The following is a 21804-nucleotide window of genomic DNA, read 5'->3' as shown; positions in this document are numbered from 1 at the left end:
CAAATATCATTGGTCATAGAATAGCAATTTTTTAGGAATTACAGAAACCAGCGCCGAATTGATCGTTCTATTGGGCAAACCGTTGATTGCCACATTCTGAGAGATTATTGGCGAAAACAAATCCAAGGCCCCAAAACGCTGCGCTCTGGGGCCTTTGTTGTAATCTTATTCCTCGGCCTCTTCATCACCCTGATCTGCGATCCAGGCGACGCTAACGACCACTTCGCCTTTACCGGTGTTGAACACCTTCACACCGCCCGCGCTGCGCGACCGGAACGAGATGCCTTCGACGGGAACCCGGATTGATTGGCCTTTGGAGGTGGCCAGCATGATCTGATCGTCGATCTCAACCGGGAACGAGGCCACCAGCTCTCCGCCGCGCATTGCCTTGTCCATGGCCGCAACCCCCATGCCTCCGCGTCCGCGGACCGGGTAATCGTGGCTGGAGCTTAGCTTGCCCGAACCGCCTGCCGTGATGGTCAGAATCAGATTTTCAGCAGCCGACATCTGGGCATAGCGTTCCTGGCTGATGGTCGCCAGCGCATCACCATCCTCGTCATTGGTTTCGGCCTCTTCGGTCAGGCCGGCCACGGCGCGGCGCATTTTCAGATAGGCGGCGCGTTCGTCCGACGTAGCCTCGAAATGGCGGATCACCGACATAGACACCACGCGGTCGCCATTGCTTAGCCTGATGCCACGCACACCGGTCGACTTGCGGCCCTTAAAGACACGAACATCAGTGGTCTGGAAGCGGATCGCGCGACCCGAGTTGGTGACTAGCATCACATCGTCGTCTTCCGAGCAGATGCGCGCATTTACCAGTTCCACACCCTCGGGCAGATCCATTGCGATCTTGCCGTTGCGTTTTACGTTGGTGAAATCGCTCAGCGCATTGCGGCGCACGTCCCCGGCGCTGGTGGCAAAGACGATTTGCAGGTTTTCCCATTCTTCATCCGGCACATCCACGGGCATGATAGCCGCGATGGAAACACCTGTCGGGATTGGCAGGATGTTGACTATGGCTTTGCCCTTACCGGTCCGGCCCGATTGTGGCAGGCGCCAGGTCTTGAGCTTATAGACCATGCCGTCGGTGGTGAAGAACAGCAGCTGTGTGTGTGTGTTCGCTACGAAGAGGTTGGTAACAACATCCTCTTCCTTGGTCTGCATGCCCGACAGGCCCTTACCGCCGCGTTTCTGCGCGCGGAAATCAGCCAGCGGGGTACGTTTGATGTACCCTCCAGAGGTGACAGTCACGACCATATCTTCGCGTTCGATCAGATCCTCGTCTTCCATGTCGCCGGACCAGTCGACGATCTCGGTGCGACGGGGAACGGCGAACTGTTCGCGCACGCTGCGCAACTCATCGCCGATGATCGACATGATGCGTTCGCGCGAGGACAGAATATCCAGGTATTCCTTGATCTTACCTGCTAGTTCTTCCAACTCGTCCGTGACCTCTTTGACGCCGATTTGGGTCAGGCGCTGGAGGCGCAGGTCGAGGATGGCGCGGGCCTGAACCTCGGTCAGGTTATAGGTGCCGTCGTCGTTCATCTTGGACAGAGGATCATCGATCAGTCGCAGATAACCCTCGATCTCAGCGGCAGGCCAACGGCGCGTCATCAGCTTTTCACGCGCCTCGGCTGCGTCCGCGGATGACCGGATGGTGGCAACAACTTCGTCCACGTTGGAAACGGCCACGGCCAGACCACACAGGATGTGGCTGCGTTCCCGCGCCTTGCGAAGGTCATAGGCGGTGCGGCGGGCAACGACATCCTCGCGGAAATCGATGAACGAGGTCAGGAACCGGCGCAGGGTCAGTTGTTCAGGCCGACCACCGTTCAGGGCCAGCATGTTACAGCCAAAGGACGTTTGCATCGGCGAGAAGCGGTAAAGCTGGTTCAGCACCACCTCGGGTGTCGCATCGCGTTTCAGTTCGACTACCACGCGGACACCGTTACGGTCGGACTCGTCCTGTACATGGGCCACGCCTTCGATGCGCTTCTCACGCACCGCCTCGGCGATCTTTTCGATCATCGCGGCCTTGTTCACCTGATAGGGAATTTCATCGACGACGATAGCGTAACGATCCTTACGCAGTTCTTCCACGCGGGTCTTGGCGCGGATAATGACGCTGCCGCGACCTTCAAGATAGGCTTTGCGCGCACCCGAGCGGCCCAGCATGACGCCGCCGGTCGGGAAGTCGGGGCCGGGTACGTATTCAATCAACTGCTCGGACGTCAGGTCCGGGTCGTCGATCAGTGCCAGTGTGGCGTCAACTACTTCACCCAGGTTGTGCGGTGGGATGTTGGTCGCCATGCCCACGGCGATACCACCAGCACCATTGACCAACATGTTCGGGAAACGGGCGGGCAGGACGGTCGGTTCCCGGTCCTTGCCGTCGTAATTGTCCTGGAAATCGACCGTCTCTTTTTCGATATCGGCCAGCAGGGACGCGGCGGGCTTGTCCATGCGCACTTCGGTATAGCGCATGGCCGCCGGGTTATCGCCGTCCATCGAGCCAAAGTTGCCCTGACCATCCAGCAGCGGCAGCGACATCGAGAAATCCTGCGCCATCCGCACCAGCGCATCATAGATCGCGCTGTCACCGTGCGGGTGGTACTTACCCATAACGTCGCCAACCGGGCGGGCCGATTTGCGATAGGCCTTGTCGTGTGTGTTCCCGGTTTCGTGCATTGCATACAAAATGCGGCGATGCACCGGCTTCAGCCCGTCGCGCAGATCGGGGATCGCGCGGCTGACGATGACCGACATCGCATAGTCCAGGTAGGACGTGCGCATCTCGGATTCGATGGACACCGTCGGGCCGTCATAAACGGGGCGCTCGGGCGGGGTTTCGTCCATGTTTTCAGGAATTTCTGGCGTATCGCTCACGTAAACTGCCCGTGTTTTGTTTTGGGTCTATATCTTGTGGATGCACCTTATCAGACCCGGCACATAAGGTGCAAGCAAGCAACGATTTTGCATGCGAAAAACCCCCGTAACACCTGAGTAACATATTGTTAACTAAGGGTTAGGGTGTTTTCGTGTTACCCTAAAGAGACCTTGCAATAAAATTGGAGGTCTGCATGGAGCAAAGCGAAACCGAACTAATGCTCAAAGGGTACGGGCTGACAACGGCAGAATTCTTCTACCGCATGCCCGATTACATCCACGTTCTGAACACGTTCATCTGGCAGGATTACGATCTGGCGCCGGATCATCCGAAATTGTTCGATTTCATCGACTTCTGGCAGCGCGAGATTGACGGTCCGCTGCATTCGGTCCGGTTTACGCATCGCAAGATGATCGCGCCCGGTGAATGGCGCAACATGGTGGGTGAATTCAGGGTCAATTGAATATCCAGCCTGTTTTTTTGTCAGTAACGATTGAGACGCGTTAAATTTATTGGTGCTTGGGTTATGGTGTCGACCAATCCATTGGTCACATACGGAATCGCTTTATGTCCCGAGCTTTGCTTTTCGCCGCTGCGCTGTTAACTGGCGGACCAGCCGTCGCCGAAGGCGTCTTTGATAAAATCAAAAAAGGTGCTGCGAACACAGCCGACGCTGTAGGGCGTGGGACTGAAACCGTGGGCAACACCATTCAGAAAGGTGCAAGCGCGGTTGAGGGGACCATCAACTCGACCACGGATTTGGTGACGAACGAGGCCACCCCGGAAGAGACGCGCGCCAAGCTGGACGCGATGGCCAGCGAGGTTCTTACCCAGTTATTAGCGGAAAACCCCGACGCAAAAGCGTTGTATGACGTAAGTGCGGGCTACGCCGTGTTCGACTCGCGCAAGGTTACGGTGTTTCCGGTCTCGGCCGGGTATGGGCGCGGGGTGGCCGTTTCAATGGATACCGGTCAGCACACTTATATGAACATGGGTACTGGCGGAGTGGGTGCCGCAGTGGGTATTGGTGGGTTTGAAACCAAGTTCGTGATCCTGTTCGAAACCCCCGCCGATCTGGCGAAATTTATCGAATATGGTTACGACGCAACAGCGGAAACCGGGGCGATGTACGGTGACGAGCGCAGCGGGGAAACCGTGCGGTTCACTGATGGCCGGTCCTTCTTCGTACTGGGCAAGAAAGGCTGGCGCGTCTCGGCTGGGGCGTCCGGCACGAAATTCTGGGAATCGCCTGAACTGAACTGATCAGCCTGAACAGCTGGCCCCGCCCAGAACACAGAATTTGGCGCAATGGGGATGGTTGAGGTGTACGTCCGCCTCGGCCTCGGCCAGGGTGTGACCCATTTCGAATTCGGGCGCATAAGGTAAAAGTGTGCAGGCCAGAACGGCGGGGCGTTCCGCACCCTTGCGCTTTACCACCATACGGGCGCTGGCACACATCACGGCGTCGGGTGATTTGTCCAGAATACCCCAGCAAGCTGTGGTGATTTCCGGCACTTCGATGGTTTCGTCCATTTCGGGGAACAGGACCGTCTGGCCCGGGTTTTGGGCGTCAATGTCAAAGCCGTGCTGCTTGAAAAACGCAGCATAGCCAGCGCGGCTTTCCGCGTCGCTGTCACCCCAGACAGTGCGCCCGGCCACGGCCATGTTTAAGCCGTTGTCACGCAGCCACTCCATCCCGGTCACGGTCTTGGCGAAGCTGCCCTTGCCACGTTCTTCGTCATGCAGATCGGAGCAGTAGTGATCGACCGAGATTCGCAGGGTTAGCTTGTTGCCGTAGTCACGCTGCAATTCCAGCAGACCCTCACGCATCTTTCGGCGCATCATTGGTTGCATGGCATTGGTGAGAATCAAAACCTCATACCCACGCTCCAGCGCGGCGCGGGTCATGTCGATCATTTCTGGGTTCATGAATGGTTCGCCACCAGTGAACCCGATTTCCCGAACCGGCCAATTTCGAGCTTCGATTTGATCCAGATAGTACCGCACCTCATCAGCGGTGATATAGACCAGTGCATCGTTGGTCGGGCTGCTTGCGATATAGCAGTTGACACATTCGATATTGCACAAGGTACCGGTATTGAACCAAAGCGTTTCAGGGTTGCTAAGCGCAACCGAGGCCCGCGTTTGCCCGTCAGCCGTCACCAATGTGTTCTGAAATTTGCCGATATTGGCAATCTGAGAGGCGTTGTCTTTCATTCCGGTATCCGGTTCTTTGCAGTCCTGCTGCTGACTTAGCCTTTCAGACCGAATTAGTTAAGGGTGCCACGGCCGACCTGACAGAGTTTTGATGATGGGAAAAAGTGTAATTTTGTTTGCGCTAACATTGGACATGCCCTCAGGGGTAAGGTAAGGCAAACGCATGGTTTCTCGCGTCATCCCCGTCGACCCGTTCGATCTGGTCATTTTTGGCAGTACCGGCGATCTTGCGCAGCGTAAAATCCTGCCGGCGCTGTTCCGTCGCTATTGTGCCGGACAATGGCCCGAGGATGTTCAGATCATTGGTGCCGCCAGATCGGAATTGGACAGCGATGCGTTTCGGGATGTGGTCGCGCAATCGTTGCGCGAACATGCGCCCGCGCATTGTGCGGATGCCAAGGCATTGAATGCGTTCTTGCAACGGGTTGATTATGTCGCGTTAGATGCGCTTACGGATGAGGGGTGGGGTCAGCTTGCAGCGAAGCTCACAATTGATCGGGTACGGGCGTTCTATTTCTCAGTTGGGCCGCGCCTGTTCGGACCGCTGGCCGAACGGATCAAAGCAAATGATCTGGCCACGACCCAGACACGGATCGTTGTCGAAAAACCCTTTGGTCACGATCTGGGCAGCGCGCAGGCGTTGAATGCGACGCTAGCGGCGCATTTCTCAGAAGGGCAGATTTACCGGATCGACCATTATCTGGGCAAAGAAACCGTTCAGAACCTGATGGCCGTTCGGTTTGGCAACATGCTTTTCGAGCCATTGTGGAACAGTCAGTATGTCGACCACATCCAGATCACCGTGGCCGAATCCGTCGGCATTGACGGGCGCGAAGAGTATTATGAGCGCGCAGGCGCCATGCGTGACATGGTGCAGAACCACCTGATGCAACTGCTCTGCCTGATCGCGATGGAACCGCCGGCCAAGTTCGACCCCGACGCGGTACGGGACGAAAAGCTCAAGGTGATCCGCGCATTGGACCCGGTCGAGCCGCACCACATTGTGCGCGGTCAGTTTGAAGGTGGGCTGAGTGGACGCAGCTATCGGGATACTGTTGGTAATCCACGTTCGACCACGGAAAGCTATGTGGCGCTGCGGGCTCACGTCAGTAACTGGCGGTGGGCGGGTACGCCGTTTTATTTGCGTACGGGCAAAAGGCTTGTGGCGCGATCTTCGGTGATCAATGTGATGTTCAAAGACGCGCCGCATTCGATCTTTGGCGCAGATGCCGGGCGCCACGCCAACGTTTTGTCGATCCGCCTGCAGCCGAACGAAGGCATCACGCTGAAGGTGACGATCAAGGAACCGGGGCAGGGTGGGATGCGCCTGGTCGACGTGCCTCTGGACATGAGTTTTGCCGAGGCATTGGGGCCGGAAAACCAGAACCCGCCGGACGCTTATGAGCGTTTGGTGATGGACGTGATCCGCGGCAACCAAACCCTGTTTATGCGCGGAGATGAGGTCGAGGCCGCATGGGCCTGGACCGATCCGATCATCGCGGGCTGGCAGGCGCGCGGGGATGTTCCCAAACCTTATGAAAGCGGCAGCACTGGCCCGGGCGACGCCGAGCTGCTGATGAAACGAGACGGTCGCCGCTGGCAAGGGATAAACCCATGAACATACAGGAATACGCCGACCGGGATATGCTGGCCATCGACGTTGCAAACGTGCTGGCAGGAGAACTGGAATCCGCCTTGCTGCATCACGACTTTGCCTCGTTGGCAGTACCCGGAGGCACGACGCCCGGCCCGATGTTTGATGTACTGTGCGCGGCGGATTTGGAATGGGACCGGGTGCGGGTTCTGCCCACCGATGAACGCTGTGTGCCGGGTGATCACGACCGCTCGAACGAGCGTCTGATCCGCGAGCGGTTGCTGACCAATCGGGCGTCGGTGGCGCAATATATCCCTCTGTACGTGCCGGGAAAGGAGCCCGAGGATGTATTGCCGGAAATCGAAAGCCTGATCATTCCGATCCGGCCCTTGTCGGTGCTGGTGTTGGGAATGGGCGAGGATATGCACACGGCATCCCTGTTCCCGGGTATGGATGGGCTTGAGGCCGCGTTGGACGGTCACGCGCGTCCTCTGGCGGTGGCACGGACCGAGGTTCAGCCGGAACCCCGTATCACGCTGACTGCGCCTGTTTTGGACGGTGCCTTGTCAAAACACCTGATCATTTTCGGGAACGCGAAACGGGATGCTTTGGAACGGTCCATGTCCCTGCCACCGGAAGAGGCCCCCATCGCAGCAGTGCTGAGTGGCATGACCGTACATTGGGCGGAGTAGGCGCTATGAAACTGGAGACACTCAAAGCACTAGCAGCAGAGCGGAAGGGGCAGCCCATTCTGAGTCTGTTCAGTAAGGATGCAAACCGGGCGCAGGGGTATTCGGCCTCAACCGGTGACCTGCTCTTTGATTACTCGAAAACCAGTATTGACGCGGACATCCGCGGCGCTTTGATCCGGCTGTGCGATACGGCGGGTCTGGCGGAACGGCGCGACGCCATGTTCTCGGGTGCCAAGATCAACGAAACCGAAGGGCGCGCGGTATTGCACACGGCGTTGCGTAATCTGGATGGCGGACCAGTTGAGGTCGACGGTCTGGATGTGATGCCTGACGTTCTGGACACGCTGCACCGGATGCGGGTTTTCGCCGAAGAGGTGCGCGGCGGCGCGATTTCCGGGACAGGTGGCAGCTTTACCGACGTCGTGAATATCGGCATCGGCGGCTCGGATCTTGGGCCAGTGATGGCCACGCATGCGTTGGCCCCGTATCACGACGGGCCAAACCTGCACTATGTGTCCAATGTCGATGGCGCGCATATCGCGGATACGCTGCGCCCACTTGACCCGACCCGGACGCTGGTGATTGTCGCATCCAAGACATTCACCACCATTGAAACCATGACCAACGCCCGGACCGCCCGTGCCTGGTTAACGGATGGCGGTGGCGATTGTGGAAAACAATTCGCAGCCGTGTCGTGTGCGGTAGATAAGACCGATGCCTTTGGTATCGCCCAAGATCACGTTTTTGGTTTTGCCGATTGGGTAGGGGGGCGCTATTCCGTCTGGGGGCCGGTTGGGCTACCGGTGATGATCGCCGTCGGTTCGAACGCGTTTGATGCCTTTCTGCGCGGGGGACAGGCGATGGACGTCCATTTCCGCGCTGCTGACTGGATCGAGAACATGCCGGTAATGCTGGCTCTGGTTGGGGTCTGGCACCGCCAGGTTCTGGGATATACCAGCCGCGCGGTTCTGCCCTATGATCAACGACTGCTGCGTCTTCCCGCCTATTTCCAACAGCTTGAGATGGAGTCGAACGGTAAATTCGTTGCAATGAACGGCAGCGCCTTGACCATGCCTTCGGGGCCTGTGGTTTGGGGTGAACCGGGCACCAATGGCCAGCACGCCTTTTACCAGTTGATCCATCAGGGCACCGATGTGATCCCCTGCGAATTCATGGTGGCTGCCGAAGGGCACGAGCCCGAACTTACCCACCACCACCGCCTTTTGCTGGCCAATTGTCTGGCCCAATCCGAAGCGCTGATGCGCGGCCGGTCGTTGGATGAGGCGCGGCAGCGCATGGCCGAACAAGGGTTGGCCAGTGAGGAGCTTGAACGTCAGGCCCGTCACCGTGTGTTCCCGGGCAACCGGCCGTCCTCGACCCTGATTTATCCGAAGCTCACACCGTATGTGCTGGGCCAAATCATCGCCATGTACGAACACCGTGTTTTCGTCGAAGGGGTTCTGCTGGGAATCAATTCATTCGACCAATGGGGGGTGGAACTGGGCAAGGAATTGGCGACCTCGCTGGGTCCGATAGTGGATGGTGAAGTTAGCGCTGACGGCAAGGATGGCTCGACCGCCTCGCTGGTTGCTTATGCGCTAAAACACCGCGATTGAGGGTTCGATTTTACCACCTGCCGCAACGGCAAATCGCATTCTTTTATTGTCAGACAATTAAATGCTTGGCAGGCTCTGCCTAAGGAAAAGCCATATCGCCCGATGTGATTGCGGGCACAAAGTGGCACCGCCATAGGGAGGACGCCCATGCTGGGACAGATGATGACGCAGCCCTTGCTGATCTCGTCGCTGATTGATCACGCCGACCGCTTTCACGGTCAGACTGAGATTTATTCGGTTGAAACCGATGGTACAGTTAGCCATAGCAGTTGGTCGCAAGTGGCTGAAAACGCGCGGAAACTGGCCTCGGCACTGTCCAAGTTGGGATTGGAACCACAGACGCGGATTGCGACGCTGGCTTGGAATAACCGGCGGCATCTTGAGATCTACTATGCCACTTCCGGGGCGGGGTTCGTGTGCCACACCGTCAACCCGCGACTGTTTCCCGAACAGCTGACCTATATCATCAACCATGCACAGGACCGGGTTTTGTTTTTCGACGCAACCTTTATTCCTTTGGTCGCAGCCCTGCACGAGCATTTGCCCGATGTTCAACATTTCGTCCTGATGGGGCCAAGAAACGATGACGCAATTGCGCAGATACCGGGTGTGCAATTTTACGACGATCTGATCGAGACCGGTGAGGCCAGTTTTGAATGGCCCAGCTTTGACGAAAACACTGCATCCGGCCTGTGTTACACATCTGGCACAACCGGCAATCCAAAGGGGGTGTTGTATTCGCATCGCTCCACCGTGCTGCACAGTTTCGGATCGAACACACGCGACGTTATCGGGTTTTCGGCGATGGATGTGGTCATGCCGGTGGTTCCGATGTTCCATGTAAACGCCTGGGGGTCCCCATATGCTTGCGCCATGTCGGGATCGCGGATGGTCTTGCCGGGGCCGGGTTTGCATGGTGAGGCGCTGGTGAATCTGATCGACACTTACGGCGTCACTCTGGCCATGGGCGTGCCGACGATCTGGCAAGGGCTGTTGGCTTTTGCCGAGCAGTCTGGCAGCAAGCTGGCCAGCCTGCAGCGGACGGTGATCGGCGGGGCCGCGTGCCCGCCTTCGATGATCGAAACCTTCCGCGAAACTTATGGCGTCGACACCATCCACGCCTGGGGGATGAGCGAGATGAGTCCGTTGGGGACCGCAAATCACCCTCTGGCCAAGCACTTTGACCTGCCGGAAGACGAGCAGCACGCCATTCGAGAAAGCCAGGGAAGGCCCTGTTATGGTGTCGATCTGAAGATCGTCGACGATGACGGCAATGATCTGCCGCATGACGGCGAAACTCAAGGTGATCTGCTGGTTCGCGGGCCGTGGGTTCTGGACAGTTATTTCCAGATGCAAGATGAAGATTTGCTGCGGGATGGCTGGTTTGCCACTGGTGATGTCGCAACGTTGGACTCTGACGGCTATATGACCATCCGCGACCGGTCCAAGGACATCATCAAATCCGGGGGTGAGTGGATCAGTTCGGTCGAGTTAGAGAACATCGCCGTTGCGCATCCCAAATTGGCGACCGCAGCCGTGGTTGGCGTACCGCATCCAAAGTGGGACGAGCGCCCACTGCTGGTGGCCGTACGCGCCGAGGGGGAGGACCCAAGCGAAGAAGAGGTGCTGACATTTTATGACGGCAAAATCGCTAAATGGCAGGTGCCGGACAAGGTGGTGTTTGTGAATGCCTTGCCGCTGAACGCAACGGGTAAGGTTTTGAAACGCAACTTGCGAGCGGATTTCAAGGACGCCTTGGTGGGCTGATCTTAAAAAAACGTGGGAAATGGCTCCGGCGGTAGGGATCGAACCTACGACCAATTGATTAACAGTCAACTGCTCTACCGCTGAGCTACGCCGGAACGGTCCGCGCCGTATAGCAACCAGTTTCTGCGGCGTCCAGAGGGCGTATAAGATTTTTCGTCGAAAAATCTTGCGCCGCAAACGACCGTTGGTGATGGGGATTTAAGGTGGGGAGAATTTGGCTCCGGCGGTAGGGATCGAACCTACGACCAATTGATTAACAGTCAACTGCTCTACCGCTGAGCTACGCCGGAACTGAGGGCCGTATAACAATCCCGATTTTTGCCGTCCAGAGGGGAATTCGACGTTTTCGAAAAAAAGTTCCGGCGGCTTAGGTTTGTCTGATGAAACGGGTGTCAGCTGACAGCTTTCCTTCGGAAGTGACCTGAGATTTCCCAATCAGATCAATCAAATGGGCCAAAACATTCCGTTCAGCAGCAGGCAAAAGGGCGGTCGGAGTGTCGAGGTAAATTCGCTCGGCCAGTTCTCGGGCCGTACCGGGGTGATCTTCCAGCGCAGACAGAATCTGCGCTTCGCGTGTCAGGCGGTGTTTGATCAGCCAGTCCAGACGCGCTGCGGGATCGGCAATCGGCGCGCCATGCCCGGCGTGAAAGACGGCCCACTCGCGTGAGTCCAGACGATGGCAGGCCGCCATGAAATCCGTCAGGTCACCGTCTGGGGGCGAAACCAGTGAACTGGCCCATCCCATGACGTGATCACCCGTGAAACAGACGTCACCCCAGCCAAGCGCGATGTGATTTCCCAGATGGCCGGGGGTGTGAATCACCTCAAGCTGCCAGCCGTCGCCTGAGATTAAAGCCCCATCCGCAAGTTCGATGTCGGGGCGAAAGCTGGTGTCGATGCCTTCACCGCCACCGACTAAACCGCTCTCGGCCAGTTGAGTCATAACTGCGCTACGCCCGGCCTCGGGCCCTCCAAAGGCCATGATCGGTGCTCCGGTACGATCCGCCAAGGGTTGGGCCAGCGGAGAGTGATCCAGATGGCTGTGGGTAACGATGATATGGCTGATCCGCTGTCCGGGTAGTAGTCCCGCCAGAATCGCATCCAGATGTTCATTGCTGAGCGGACCAGGGTCGATCACGGCAAGCTCGCTGGTGCCCACCAGATAAGTGTTGGTCCCGCGATATGTCATTGGGGATGGATTTGGCGCTAGGATACGCCGCAATCCCGGCTGCAGCTCGACCGCCGGGCCGGCGGGCGGATTGAAATCGTCAGGCGCCTGCATTCTGACCTCTTTCTCTTGTCGTAACAGCCCGTTAGGTTTAGCGCATGTCCGCGCTTTGGCTCAAACACTATATGCCGCGCAGCCTCTATGCCCGTGCTGCACTGATCCTGGTCCTGCCGGTGGTCGTGGTGTTGCTGGTGGTGGGAGTCGCGTTCCTGCAAAAACATCTGGAAGACGTCACGGCGCAAATGACACGCGCTGCTTCGCGCGAAGTGATGTTGATCACGGAAGTCATGGAAGAGACGGAAACGCAACAACAGGCGATGGCGGCTGTTCGGCTTGACCTGCAAGCGCTTGAAATGAAGGCCCGGTTTCTGGGCATTAACGACGAACCAATGGTTGGTCACCGCCGTTGGTACGATTTCATTGCACCCCAGGTCGAGGCCGATCTGCGGGCCTTGCTTCCAGATTTGATTGCGGTTGCCTTGCCCAGCGGACAAGAGGCGCGGCTGTATCTGCAGACGGATCTGGGCATTCTACAGCTGACTTTTGATCGCCGTCGTCTGTCTCCGGTAGCGCCACACCAGTTGATCGTGACAATGGTGTTCTTTGCGGTTGTCATGACCACGATTTCTTTCCTGTATATGCGCAATCAATTGCGTCCGATCACTCGTTTGGCCGAGGCTGCGCAGGCCTTTGGTCGGGGCAGGGTGGTGCCGTATTCTCCCGGTGGGGCCATCGAAGTACGCGCGGCGGGCAGTGCTTTTCTGGATATGCGTGCCCGTATTGAGCGCCAGATGGAGCAGCGCACCATGATGCTGTCGGGGGTCAGTCACGATTTGCGCACACCGCTGACGCGTTTGAAACTTGGCCTTTCGATGTTGCCCGAGGATGAAGCGGCCCCTTTGCAGCAGGATGTCGATGAGATGCAATTGCTGCTGGATGCGTTCCTTGAGTTTTCTCGCGGTGCGGCCGAGGGCGCTCCGGAATCTGTCGATCCGAAGGTGCTGTTGGAGCAAATCGTCAAAGACGCGCGTCGTGCAGGGCATGAGGTCGATTTGATCTCGGTCGAGGGGGAAGGGACGGTCATGTTGCGTCCCACTGCCATACGGCGAGCCGTGGAAAACCTGATTGGAAACGCCGTGCGGTATGGCAATCGCGCGGATGTCAGCCTGTCCATCACACCCAAATCCCTGCGTATCCGGGTCGAGGATGACGGGCCAGGAATTCCACCTGAACAGCGATCCGAAGCGGTCAAACCGTTCGCGCGCCTTGATCCGGCGCGCAATCAGAATCAGGGTACCGGAGTGGGGTTGGGCCTTGCCATCGTTTCAGATATCGCGCGGGCCCATGGGGGCGTGGTGCGTCTGAGCAAAAGTGAGCGGCTGGGCGGCCTCTGCGCTGACATTATCATCGGTCGCTAACGACCCTGTACATGCGCTGCATCACCAGCGGAGTCAGGTACATCGGAATTTGATAGGCCCCGATGAACACCATGATCGGCGCAGTAACCTCGGGCGCTAAAGCCACGAAGAACAGCGCGATATTGCGGTTGCCTGCGATCAGCGACACTGCCGTCGACGCGGCTGTGGGCATACGAAGCCGGGTCAGTCGAAAACAGACGACCTGAACGCCAAAATTGGCCGCGCAGGCGAAGGTAATCCAAAGGAACGCTCGTTTCGGATCGGTCAGGATGACCTCGCTGACTGAGGGCATCAGACCAATGACGAAGAGAGCCAGTGTGATGTTGGCAAGGCCTTCGAGCGCACTTTCTGTTGTGGGCGATGGGTCTCGCAACAGCGTTTTGCGAATAGCGACTGCGGTCAGCGTCACCAGCAGGATTGTGATTAGCAGTTTTAACGCGGCCCAAAGCACCGTATCGAATCCGCCCAGTTGCGGCGCGAACCAGAAAACCGGGGCTATGGTCATTGGCAGTACTGCAGTACCGATCACCAAAAGGCGGAGCGCGTATTCAGATGGGTGCCCCATCATCCGACACATATTTGGGCTGCCAGCGATGGAGGGAGCCGCGGTCATGACCAACAAGGCAAACAGGGTGGGGGTGTCGAGCCACCCGCCCAATGCACCGACCGTCAGAACTGTCAGGGGCATCGCAAGCTGTAGACCAAGAACTACCAAGACAACGCGGGGCAGATCACGCAGTGATCCGAATATGCGCGCGGGCTCCATTCGTAGCACGGTGACGAACAGCAACAGCACAACCATCGGCGGCAACAGCGACCGCATCGGTTGCGCCAACCCCGGCAGCAGCAACCCCGACAAAAGGCCCGCCAACAGAACATACGGTCCGTGGCGGGCAGCGATGTGCAGCGGGTTCAAAGGCAGGCTACCCGGTTGGGCCTTGCCGCAGGTTATTCGGTAGCCAAGTGGCCAAATCCGGGAACCAGATCAGGACGAAAACCATAACAACCATGATCAGGAACATCGGAATCGCAGCACGGGCGATATAGCTCATTTCATGATTGGTCATGCCCTGCATCACAAACAGGTTGAACCCGATAGGCGGCGTGATTTGCGCCATTTCGACCACGACGACGATAAAGATACCGAACCAGATCAGGTCGATTCCGGCGTCGCGGATCATAGGCTCGACCACAGCCATGGTCAGCACGACCGAGGAAATGCCATCCAGAAAACACCCAAGGATGATGTAGAACACAAGCAGCACCATCAGCAGTTCGAACCGCGTCAGTTCCCATCCGGCAATCAGATCGGCCAGACCGCGTGGCAGGCCGGTAAAGCCCATCGACAGCGACAGGAAAGCCGCGCCCGCAAGGATCAATGCGATCATCGCGCTGGTGCGAGTGGCCCCCATGAGGCTTTCAGTGAACGTCTTCCAGTTCAACGAACCCTGACCAGCGGCGAGCAACAGCCCTCCGATCACACCAAAGGCGGCGGCCTCGGTCGCGGTGGCATATCCCAGATACATCGAACCGATGACCACGACGATCAACAGGATCACAGGCAGCAAAAAGCGCGAGTTCTTGATCTTCTCGGCAAAGGTCAGTTTGTTTTCCTGGTTCGGGTTCCAGTCCTTGCCGATTTTGGAATAGATCGCGACATAGCCCATGAACATGCAAGCCAGCACCAGACCCGGCAGGATGCCAGCAAAGAACAGCTTGGTAATCGATTCATTGATGGTGACGCCATAAACGATCAGCGTCAGCGAAGGCGGGATCATCAGGCCCAGTGTCGCAGCACCCGTCAGAGTGCCGATGATCATGCGTTCGGGATAATTGCGCTTGCGCAGTTCTGGGATCGACATCTTGCCAACCGTGGTCAGCGTCGCCGCGGACGAGCCCGACACGGCGGCAAAGACCGTACAACCTACGATATTGGTATGCACCAGACCGCCGGGCAGGGGGGCCATCCACGGTGAAAGCCCCTTGAACATGTCTTCGGACAATCGCGTTCGATACAGGATTTCACCCATCCAGATAAACATCGGCAGCGCCGTCAGCGTCCATGAGGACGAGGCTGACCAGATGGTGGTGATCATGACGTCGCCGACGGGGCGAGTAGTGAACAGCTCCATCCCGACCCAGGCGACGCCCATCAGTGCCAGCCCGACCCAGACGCCGGTGCCCAACAGAGTGAATAGAACAAAGAGGAAGAGGATGATGATTGATGCGTTTTCCATGCTCTCACTCTCCGTGGCTTTGATCGGCAAGATCGCGGGTGATGCGGTGATCGCCGCGGAAGATCACGTGAATCAGATGATCAGTCAGGGCGATGGCCAGAATGACCGCGCCGATTAACATGGCCGATTGCGGTATCCAAAGCGCGGTTTTGTCCTGTCCCTGGCTGATATCGTTGAACTTCCAGCTCCAATAAACAAAGCGGTAGGCGTACCAGCAGAAGTACCACATGACGGCCGTGCCGATACCAAAACACCAAAACTCCAGCACCCGGCGAAATTTATCGGGCACCGCATTCAACAGGATCGACACGCGGATATGGCTGCCCCGGTTCAGCGCATTGGCAAAAGCCAGGAATGAGGCCGCGGCCATCGCATACCCGGCATAGTCGGGCGCGCCAGGGAATACCTCGCCGGTCCAACGGGCCAGCATCTGCACCACAATTAGAACCAGTATGGCGATAAGGCTCAACGCCGCTAGTACGCCTGCTGCCAGGTAGATGAAATCCAGTACGGACCGAAGCCCTCGTAACGCTGCCATACTGTCCCCGCTTTTCTTTTGGTTGGATAGAGAACGGGCGGCAGATCGCTGCCGCCCGCGTCCATTTGGTTATTGTTGTGCTTGGAAGGCGTCGACAATGGCTTTGCCTTCGTCCCCGGCGGCCTCGAGCCATTCATTGGTCATGGTTACGCCGATTTCTTTCAACTCGTTGGTCATCTGCTCGGACGCCGGACCAACGGTCATGCCGCCGTCACGCAAGCCTTGCAGGGTGAACCCGGTATATTCCTTGGCCCGCCAGTTCCCCGCATATTCCGCCAGTTCGGCGCAGGCTTTGATGACGTTCTTGTTCGCGTCAGACACGCCCGCCCAGATATCCGAGTTCACCATCACGTAGTTGCGCGGCAGCCAGGCATCTACTTCGTAGAAATAATCCAGGCTTTCCCAAACTTTGCGGTCATACCCGGTTGAGCCAGAAGATACCATGGAATCGGCAACGCCAGTGGCAAAGGCCTGGCTGATCTCGGCCGCTTCGATGGTCACCGGCAGCATTCCGGTCAGCTCGGCCAGACGTGACGTGGCGTTGTTGTACGAGCGGAACTTGATGCCTTTCATGTCAGCGACCGAGTTCACCTCGTCCTTAAAGTACAGCCCCTGCGGCGGCCACGGCACTGCATAAAGCAGCGTTAGGTTCTGTTCGGCCAACAGGTTCTCGATCGAGGGTTTTGCAGCATCCCAAAGCTTGGCGCTGTCGTCAAAGGAAGTTGCTAGGAAGGGGATCGAGTCAAAGCCGAACAATGCGTTTTCGTTCTGGTGGCCGGACAGCAGACGCTCTCCAATAGGGGCTTGGCCGGTCTGAATGGCGCGTTTGATATCCGCCCCTTTGAACAGGGAACCCGAAGGGTGGGTGACAATCTCGATCTCGCCGCCGGTACCGGTGGTCACGCATTTGGCGAATTCAGCACCTGTGGCCGAATGGAAGTTCGACGCCGAATAGGCCATCGGCATGTCCCATTTTTCGGCAGCGACCGGCAGGGCTGCGGCAGCGGTCAGTGCGGTTGCTGCCATAAGGCTCGTCAGTTTTTTCATTTTAGTCTCCCAGTTGGTATTGATTCTGCCGGTGTTGTTCACCGGCTTTGCTAATTTGCGTATCGCGACGGGGCGTAAACGCTGACATCCGTGTTCGGAAGTCTGCCCGCGATCATTTGCGCCAAAAGACGCCCTGTTTTCGGCCCGCCCGTCAGACCGATGTGATGGTGGCCAAAACCCATATACGCGCCGTCAATCCCCGGAACTTCACCGATAACCGGTATCGAATCTGCGGGTGCGGGCCGGTGCCCCATCCATTCCACTTCATCCTTCCATGTCACACCCGGAAAAGCCGCCCGGGCATTCTTGCGCATTAATTCGAACGGCGCCTTCGAGGGCGGCGCGTCCAACCCGCCGAACTCGACAATCCCGGCCAGACGGATGCGACCCTCTAACGGAGTGGCGACGAATTTGCCTGACGCTACCATAACCGGGCTTTTCGGCATCGCGGAAGGTTCCACTAATTCAAGATGATACCCGCGTTCGCTTTCAAGAGGAACAGAAATGCCCAGCTGGTCAGCCAAGGGGCCGGACCAGACCCCCGCCGTTATAATCGCTGTGTCGCAGGGGATGGTTGTACCGCCTGTGTGTACACCTGTAACTTTGCCGTTGTCCCGAACCACGTCTTCGACTGCGGCGCGTATAACTTTGCCTCCATTGTCCTCGACATGGGCGGCCAGATCTTTGACATAGCGCCCCGGATCAGTGATGTGGCCATGATCGGCAAGCCGGGCGGCAAACCCGAGGTCTTTGCTGAAAATCGGGTCATAGGCATGAAAGGCTTCGCCTTCTAATTCGTCCCACGCAAAACCATGCTTGCGCCGGATGTCCCAGCCAAGTGCATCATTCTCAAAATGTTTCCGGTTTTCGTAAAGGAACAGATAGTCGGACGGGACAATCCACTTCTCGGCCCCGGTGCCGTGCGCCAGCGCCTTATGGTCATTCAGGCTATCGCCGACAATAGGCGTCAGCGCAGCAGCAATGCGTTCAACGTCGCTCGCGTTGGCATGTTTCAGATAGCGCAGTAGCCATGGCAACAGCTTGGGCACGTATCCCCATTTCAAGAACAGTGGCTGGGACGGATCAAACAACATCCTTGGGGCCTTTTGCAGCAGCCCCGGAACCGTGACTGGAATGATCGAGCAGGAAGCCAGAACTCCGCCATTGCCGTGCGACGTACCCTCGCCAGGTCCAGCCTTGTCGATCAATATGACGTCATGCCCGTCACGTTGCAGCCAGACCGCTGTGGACACGCCAACAATACCGGCACCGATTATGGCAATGGTCTTGCGCTCACTCATGCCGCCACCGCCTTGGCCAAGGCATAGTGGTTCAGCTTGTCCAGATCCGGTCGGCCACCAATCCCGGGCATGTCCGGCACGATGACTTGCCCGTTCTGCACCACGAAGGGGTCTTCCAGAATGTCTTCTTTCAGGAAATACGATGCCTGATAGAACTCGCATCCCAGCTTTATTTCGGGTGTTGCAGTGATCATGTGGGTTCCGGCCAGATGCGCCAGACCAGCCTCGAACATATCTCCACCATAGGCGCTGAGCCCATGAGCCGCGGCGATGCGGGCCACAGTCTGACCCCGGCTAAGCCCACCGGACTTCATGATCTTGACCGACACGCCATCGCATATGCCTTCTCGCGCGGCACGCTCCATATCCTCAGGGCCAAACACGCTTTCGTCGGCCAGCAGGGGCAGGTCGATCTGACCTCGCAGTTTGGCCATCATGCCATAGTGATGCGCCCGCACTGGTTGTTCGATGAAATCGGGTTTGAATTGAGCAACATCGCGTACCTGAGCAGGAGCATCCTCGATAGACAGACCTTGATTGTAATCCACGCGCACAGAAAACTCGGGGCAATGTTGCGCCAGATGTTCAAGCCGCATGATGTCGAACGCATGGTCCTTGAACCCGGTCTTCAGCTTGACGATGCGAACCCCGTCCTCGCGCAATTGCTCGAGTAGCGCAATGTCCTGCGCGAAATCAGGATTGGCGATCGAACAACTCAGCGGAATCGAGTCCCGGCATTTGCCACCCATCAGTGCCCAGACCGGTACGCCGCTGATACGCCCTGTCAGATCCAGCAAGGCGGTTTCCAGTGCGGCCTTGGCCTCGGTGCAATGTGCGACGGCATAGGCGGCCTTGGCCATGATCCCAGCCCGATCTGCCACACGTGACCCAACAACCAACGGCCGGAAATAACGATCCAGCGCTGCGTAAGTTGCTTCGGGTGTTCCGGTAAAAACCGACCATGGCGACGCTTCGCCAAATCCTTCTGATCCGCCCTCTGAGGTCAGGCGCAAGATCACAATTTCGCAGCTGCCTTCGACCGAGCCGATTCCATGATCACGCCGTGATGTAACAGGCAGCTCAAGGTGCCAAAGGTCAAACCCTGTGATGGTTTGGTTCAAGTCGGTCATTGGTCCTCCGGTCGTTCGGGGGAACCGTGCCGCGATAGCTATATCATTTCAAATACTATATTGTGGCAAGGGTATCAGAAAAAATGATGTGGGAATGTCAATGTCTTTAAGGTTTCGGCAATTGCAGGCGTTTCACGCGATTATGGAGACGGGAACGGTGACTGGGGCGGCTTCGGTTCTGGGGATATCACAACCCGGGATCAGTAATCTTCTGGCTCAGCTAGAACGCGAAGCTCGTCTGCCGCTGTTTGAACGCAACAAGGGCCGTCTGTTACCAACCCCCGAAGCTGATTTGCTGTACCGCGAGGTGGACACCGTCGTACGCGGGTTGGATCACGTGGCGCAGGCCGTGACGGATTTGCAGAACAAACATCCCGGTCAGCTGCAAGTGGCCGCACCGCACATGCTGTCGTTTGGATTCATGCCACGGGAAATCGCGCGCTTCGCCGCCAGCCGCCCCAATCTGTCGGTCAGTTTTCAATCGCAATACTCGTCCAAGATTCAGGAATGGGTGATCTCGGGCCTGTTCGAGGTCGGCATTGTCGAGGTGCCAATTCTGCACGATACGCTCAATGCTCAGGTGTTCCGCTTTGAAACATTGGCCACATTTCCCGAAGGCAGCCATTTAGCCCAATACGACGTGCTGACCCCTGAGTTGCTAGAGAACGAGCCCTTTATCGTGATGGGCCCCGAGCATCAGACCTATCGTGGGACACGGGATGTTTTTCAGGCGGCGCACCGGACTTGGCGCACGCAAATTCATACACATCTGTCCGAAAACCTGCTGAGCTTTGTCAAACAGGGCATGGGTGTTGCAGTCATCGACCCATTTACCGTCGCCTTTGATACTGAGCGCGGATATCAGACCCGCCCATTTCGGCCCGCGGTGACGTTGGAACTGGCGATTATCACCGCCAAAGGGCGTCCTTTGTCGACCATCGCGCGGGAGTTTCTGGACCAACTTGTGCCCGCGATGGCGTCTTTTTCCACCAACGCGCATGGCGGCGACAGCGTTTGAATGCCAAGCGCTCAGTTTTTGCCTATTGACCTTTATCCGGTCTGTGCAAACTCTGCCCACGTCGTCGCGTTTCGAATGGCGAACAGACCCCTGCAGAACGTGTCCGGAAATGAAAAGGTTTGAGGAATGATCGCAACTGGTGGCAAATCACTTTACGGCGCATCGGTGGGTATCCTGATGCTGGACGCACGCTTTCCCCGCATTCCCGGCGACATGGGCAACGCGCTGACTTGGCCGTTTCCGGTGCATTTCCGCATTGTCCGGAACGCCTCACCCGATCTGGTGGTGCGTCGTGGAGCGCAGGGGATGCTGGACGCCTTTGTCGATGCCGCGCGCGAGCTGGTTGACGAGGGCGTCGACGGGATCACCACCAATTGCGGGTTCCTGTCGCTGTTTCAGAAAGAGCTGTCTCAGGCGGTCCCGGTGCCCGTTGTCACATCCTCGCTGATGCAGGTCGAAATGGTGAACAAGGTATTGCCTGCGGGCAAACGGGCAGGGGTGCTGACTATCTCGGCCTCGACCCTGACCGAGGCCCATCTGCGCAGCGCACAGGTGCCAGAGGGCACGCCCATCGGCTCGACCGAGGGCGGGCAGGAATTCACGCGCGCGATCTTGGATAATGAACTGACGCTGGACGTAGACAAGGCCCGCGCCGACAATGTCGAGGCCGCCCTGGCGATGAAAGAGGCCCATCCCGACCTCGGCGCGTTGGTGCTGGAATGCACAAACATGTGCCCCTACGCGGCCGATATTCAATCGGCGACGGGGCTGCCGGTGTATTCCATCGTCTCTCTGGTCAGCTGGTTTCAGGCAGGGTTAAGGCCGCCGGTTTACTGAGTGGCTAACGCTGAGCGGCGACGTGTTTTGCATCCATTCAACGCGCTACGTGCCCGTGCAAGTTAAACGATGAATTTCACGCGGATTCGACACCTCGAGTCGGTTTTATTGGCGTAATTGCCGTAGTATATCTTCTTCACTTTGCAGGATTTTCTAGTGGCCGGTGCCGGCACTTGGAGACGTCAGTCGCGCGATCACAGATCACGCGAATGAGATATTGCAGATGATAAGATGATGCAAATTTTTGGTCTAAAGCACCGATCGACCCGTA

The 21804-nt window shown here is 57.6% G+C and carries 18 protein-coding genes and 2 tRNA genes; 9 read left to right on the top strand and 11 right to left on the bottom strand.

Annotation, left to right across the window (positions count from 1 at the left end; all coding sequences use genetic code 11):
- Nucleotides 1-165 precede the first annotated feature (165 nt).
- Nucleotides 166-2892: a DNA gyrase subunit A gene (gene gyrA, locus ACR0B0_RS05830; protein WP_480646857.1), complete on the bottom strand. Its 2727-nt coding sequence runs from the start codon at nt 2890-2892 to the stop codon at nt 166-168.
- A 194-nt stretch (nt 2893-3086) separates the two neighbouring features.
- Between gyrA and ACR0B0_RS05825 the strand changes: the two genes are divergently transcribed.
- Together ACR0B0_RS05825 and ACR0B0_RS05820 are read left to right on the top strand one after the other, a co-directional pair.
- Nucleotides 3087-3356 (top strand): usg protein, encoded by a 270-nt coding sequence (locus tag ACR0B0_RS05825; RefSeq protein ID WP_058280415.1) that lies wholly within the window; start codon nt 3087-3089, stop codon nt 3354-3356.
- 104 nt (nt 3357-3460) lie between these two features.
- Entirely contained in the window at nt 3461-4156 is a 696-nt protein-coding gene (locus tag ACR0B0_RS05820) for a lipid-binding SYLF domain-containing protein (protein ID WP_217353031.1), read from the top strand.
- On the opposite strand, the gene ACR0B0_RS05815 is transcribed toward ACR0B0_RS05820, so the two are convergent.
- Nucleotides 4157-5110: a radical SAM protein gene (locus ACR0B0_RS05815; RefSeq protein WP_170395934.1), complete on the bottom strand. Its 954-nt coding sequence runs from the start codon at nt 5108-5110 to the stop codon at nt 4157-4159.
- A 163-nt stretch (nt 5111-5273) separates the two neighbouring features.
- Between ACR0B0_RS05815 and zwf the strand changes: the two genes are divergently transcribed.
- The 4 genes from zwf (at nt 5274) to ACR0B0_RS05795 (ending at nt 10779) form a co-directional block, all read left to right on the top strand.
- Nucleotides 5274-6728, top strand: a complete 1455-nt coding sequence (gene zwf / locus ACR0B0_RS05810) for a glucose-6-phosphate dehydrogenase (RefSeq protein WP_170358685.1) — start codon at nt 5274-5276, stop codon at nt 6726-6728.
- Nucleotides 6725-7396 carry a 6-phosphogluconolactonase gene (pgl, locus tag ACR0B0_RS05805; RefSeq protein ID WP_480646855.1) on the top strand — a complete coding sequence of 224 codons (672 nt, stop codon included), beginning with the start codon at nt 6725-6727 and terminating at the stop codon, nt 7394-7396. Before zwf ends, pgl begins: the two co-directional genes overlap by 4 nt.
- Before the next feature lie 5 nt (nt 7397-7401).
- Nucleotides 7402-9012 carry a glucose-6-phosphate isomerase gene (pgi, locus tag ACR0B0_RS05800; protein ID WP_480646853.1) on the top strand — a complete coding sequence of 537 codons (1611 nt, stop codon included), beginning with the start codon at nt 7402-7404 and terminating at the stop codon, nt 9010-9012.
- A 147-nt stretch (nt 9013-9159) separates the two neighbouring features.
- Nucleotides 9160-10779 carry a long-chain-fatty-acid--CoA ligase gene (locus tag ACR0B0_RS05795; RefSeq protein WP_480646851.1) on the top strand — a complete coding sequence of 540 codons (1620 nt, stop codon included), beginning with the start codon at nt 9160-9162 and terminating at the stop codon, nt 10777-10779.
- Between the two features lie 20 nt (nt 10780-10799).
- Here ACR0B0_RS05795 and ACR0B0_RS05790 read toward each other — a convergent pair.
- The 3 genes from ACR0B0_RS05790 to ACR0B0_RS05780 form a co-directional block, all read right to left on the bottom strand.
- Nucleotides 10800-10874: transfer RNA gene (locus ACR0B0_RS05790), tRNA-Asn, on the bottom strand.
- A 120-nt stretch (nt 10875-10994) separates the two neighbouring features.
- Nucleotides 10995-11069: transfer RNA gene (locus tag ACR0B0_RS05785), tRNA-Asn, on the bottom strand.
- Nucleotides 11070-11146: 77 nt separating this feature from the next.
- On the bottom strand, nt 11147-12061 hold the full coding sequence (locus ACR0B0_RS05780; protein ID WP_480646849.1) for an MBL fold metallo-hydrolase: 915 nt from the start codon (nt 12059-12061) through the stop codon (nt 11147-11149).
- Between the two features lie 44 nt (nt 12062-12105).
- Between ACR0B0_RS05780 and ACR0B0_RS05775 the strand changes: the two genes are divergently transcribed.
- Nucleotides 12106-13425, top strand: a complete 1320-nt coding sequence (locus ACR0B0_RS05775; RefSeq protein ID WP_480646847.1) for an ATP-binding protein — start codon at nt 12106-12108, stop codon at nt 13423-13425.
- Here the strand turns inward: ACR0B0_RS05775 and ACR0B0_RS05770 are convergent.
- From ACR0B0_RS05770 to ACR0B0_RS05745, 6 genes are all read right to left on the bottom strand, one after another.
- Nucleotides 13412-14341, bottom strand: coding sequence for a hypothetical protein (locus tag ACR0B0_RS05770; protein WP_480646845.1), 930 nt, complete (start codon nt 14339-14341; stop codon nt 13412-13414). The two genes, ACR0B0_RS05775 and ACR0B0_RS05770, sit on opposite strands and share 14 nt — an antisense overlap.
- 7 nt (nt 14342-14348) lie before the next feature.
- Nucleotides 14349-15662 carry a TRAP transporter large permease gene (locus ACR0B0_RS05765; protein WP_170348848.1) on the bottom strand — a complete coding sequence of 438 codons (1314 nt, stop codon included), beginning with the start codon at nt 15660-15662 and terminating at the stop codon, nt 14349-14351.
- 4 nt (nt 15663-15666) lie between these two features.
- A complete protein-coding gene (locus ACR0B0_RS05760; protein WP_480646843.1) occupies nt 15667-16200 on the bottom strand; it encodes a TRAP transporter small permease in 534 nt (177 codons plus the stop codon).
- Between the two features lie 69 nt (nt 16201-16269).
- Nucleotides 16270-17247: a TRAP transporter substrate-binding protein gene (locus ACR0B0_RS05755; RefSeq protein ID WP_170348846.1), complete on the bottom strand. Its 978-nt coding sequence runs from the start codon at nt 17245-17247 to the stop codon at nt 16270-16272.
- 50 nt (nt 17248-17297) lie between these two features.
- Nucleotides 17298-18548, bottom strand: a complete 1251-nt coding sequence (locus ACR0B0_RS05750) for an NAD(P)/FAD-dependent oxidoreductase (protein WP_480636791.1) — start codon at nt 18546-18548, stop codon at nt 17298-17300.
- On the bottom strand, nt 18545-19678 hold the full coding sequence (locus ACR0B0_RS05745; protein WP_480646841.1) for an enolase C-terminal domain-like protein: 1134 nt from the start codon (nt 19676-19678) through the stop codon (nt 18545-18547). Before ACR0B0_RS05745 ends, ACR0B0_RS05750 begins: the two co-directional genes overlap by 4 nt.
- 100 nt (nt 19679-19778) lie before the next feature.
- Here ACR0B0_RS05745 and ACR0B0_RS05740 point away from each other — a divergent pair, with 100 nt between their 5' ends.
- Together ACR0B0_RS05740 and ACR0B0_RS05735 are read left to right on the top strand one after the other, a co-directional pair.
- On the top strand, nt 19779-20696 hold the full coding sequence (locus ACR0B0_RS05740) for a LysR family transcriptional regulator (RefSeq protein WP_480646839.1): 918 nt from the start codon (nt 19779-19781) through the stop codon (nt 20694-20696).
- Nucleotides 20697-20822: 126 nt separating this feature from the next.
- A complete protein-coding gene (locus tag ACR0B0_RS05735; RefSeq protein ID WP_170348842.1) occupies nt 20823-21533 on the top strand; it encodes an aspartate/glutamate racemase family protein in 711 nt (236 codons plus the stop codon).
- Nucleotides 21534-21804: the final 271 nt, after the last annotated feature.

Source organism: Ruegeria sp. BA12 (assembly GCF_056539625.1).
The sequence above is the reverse complement of the archived record's forward strand: the minus strand, read 5'-3'. Positions and strand labels throughout refer to the sequence as shown.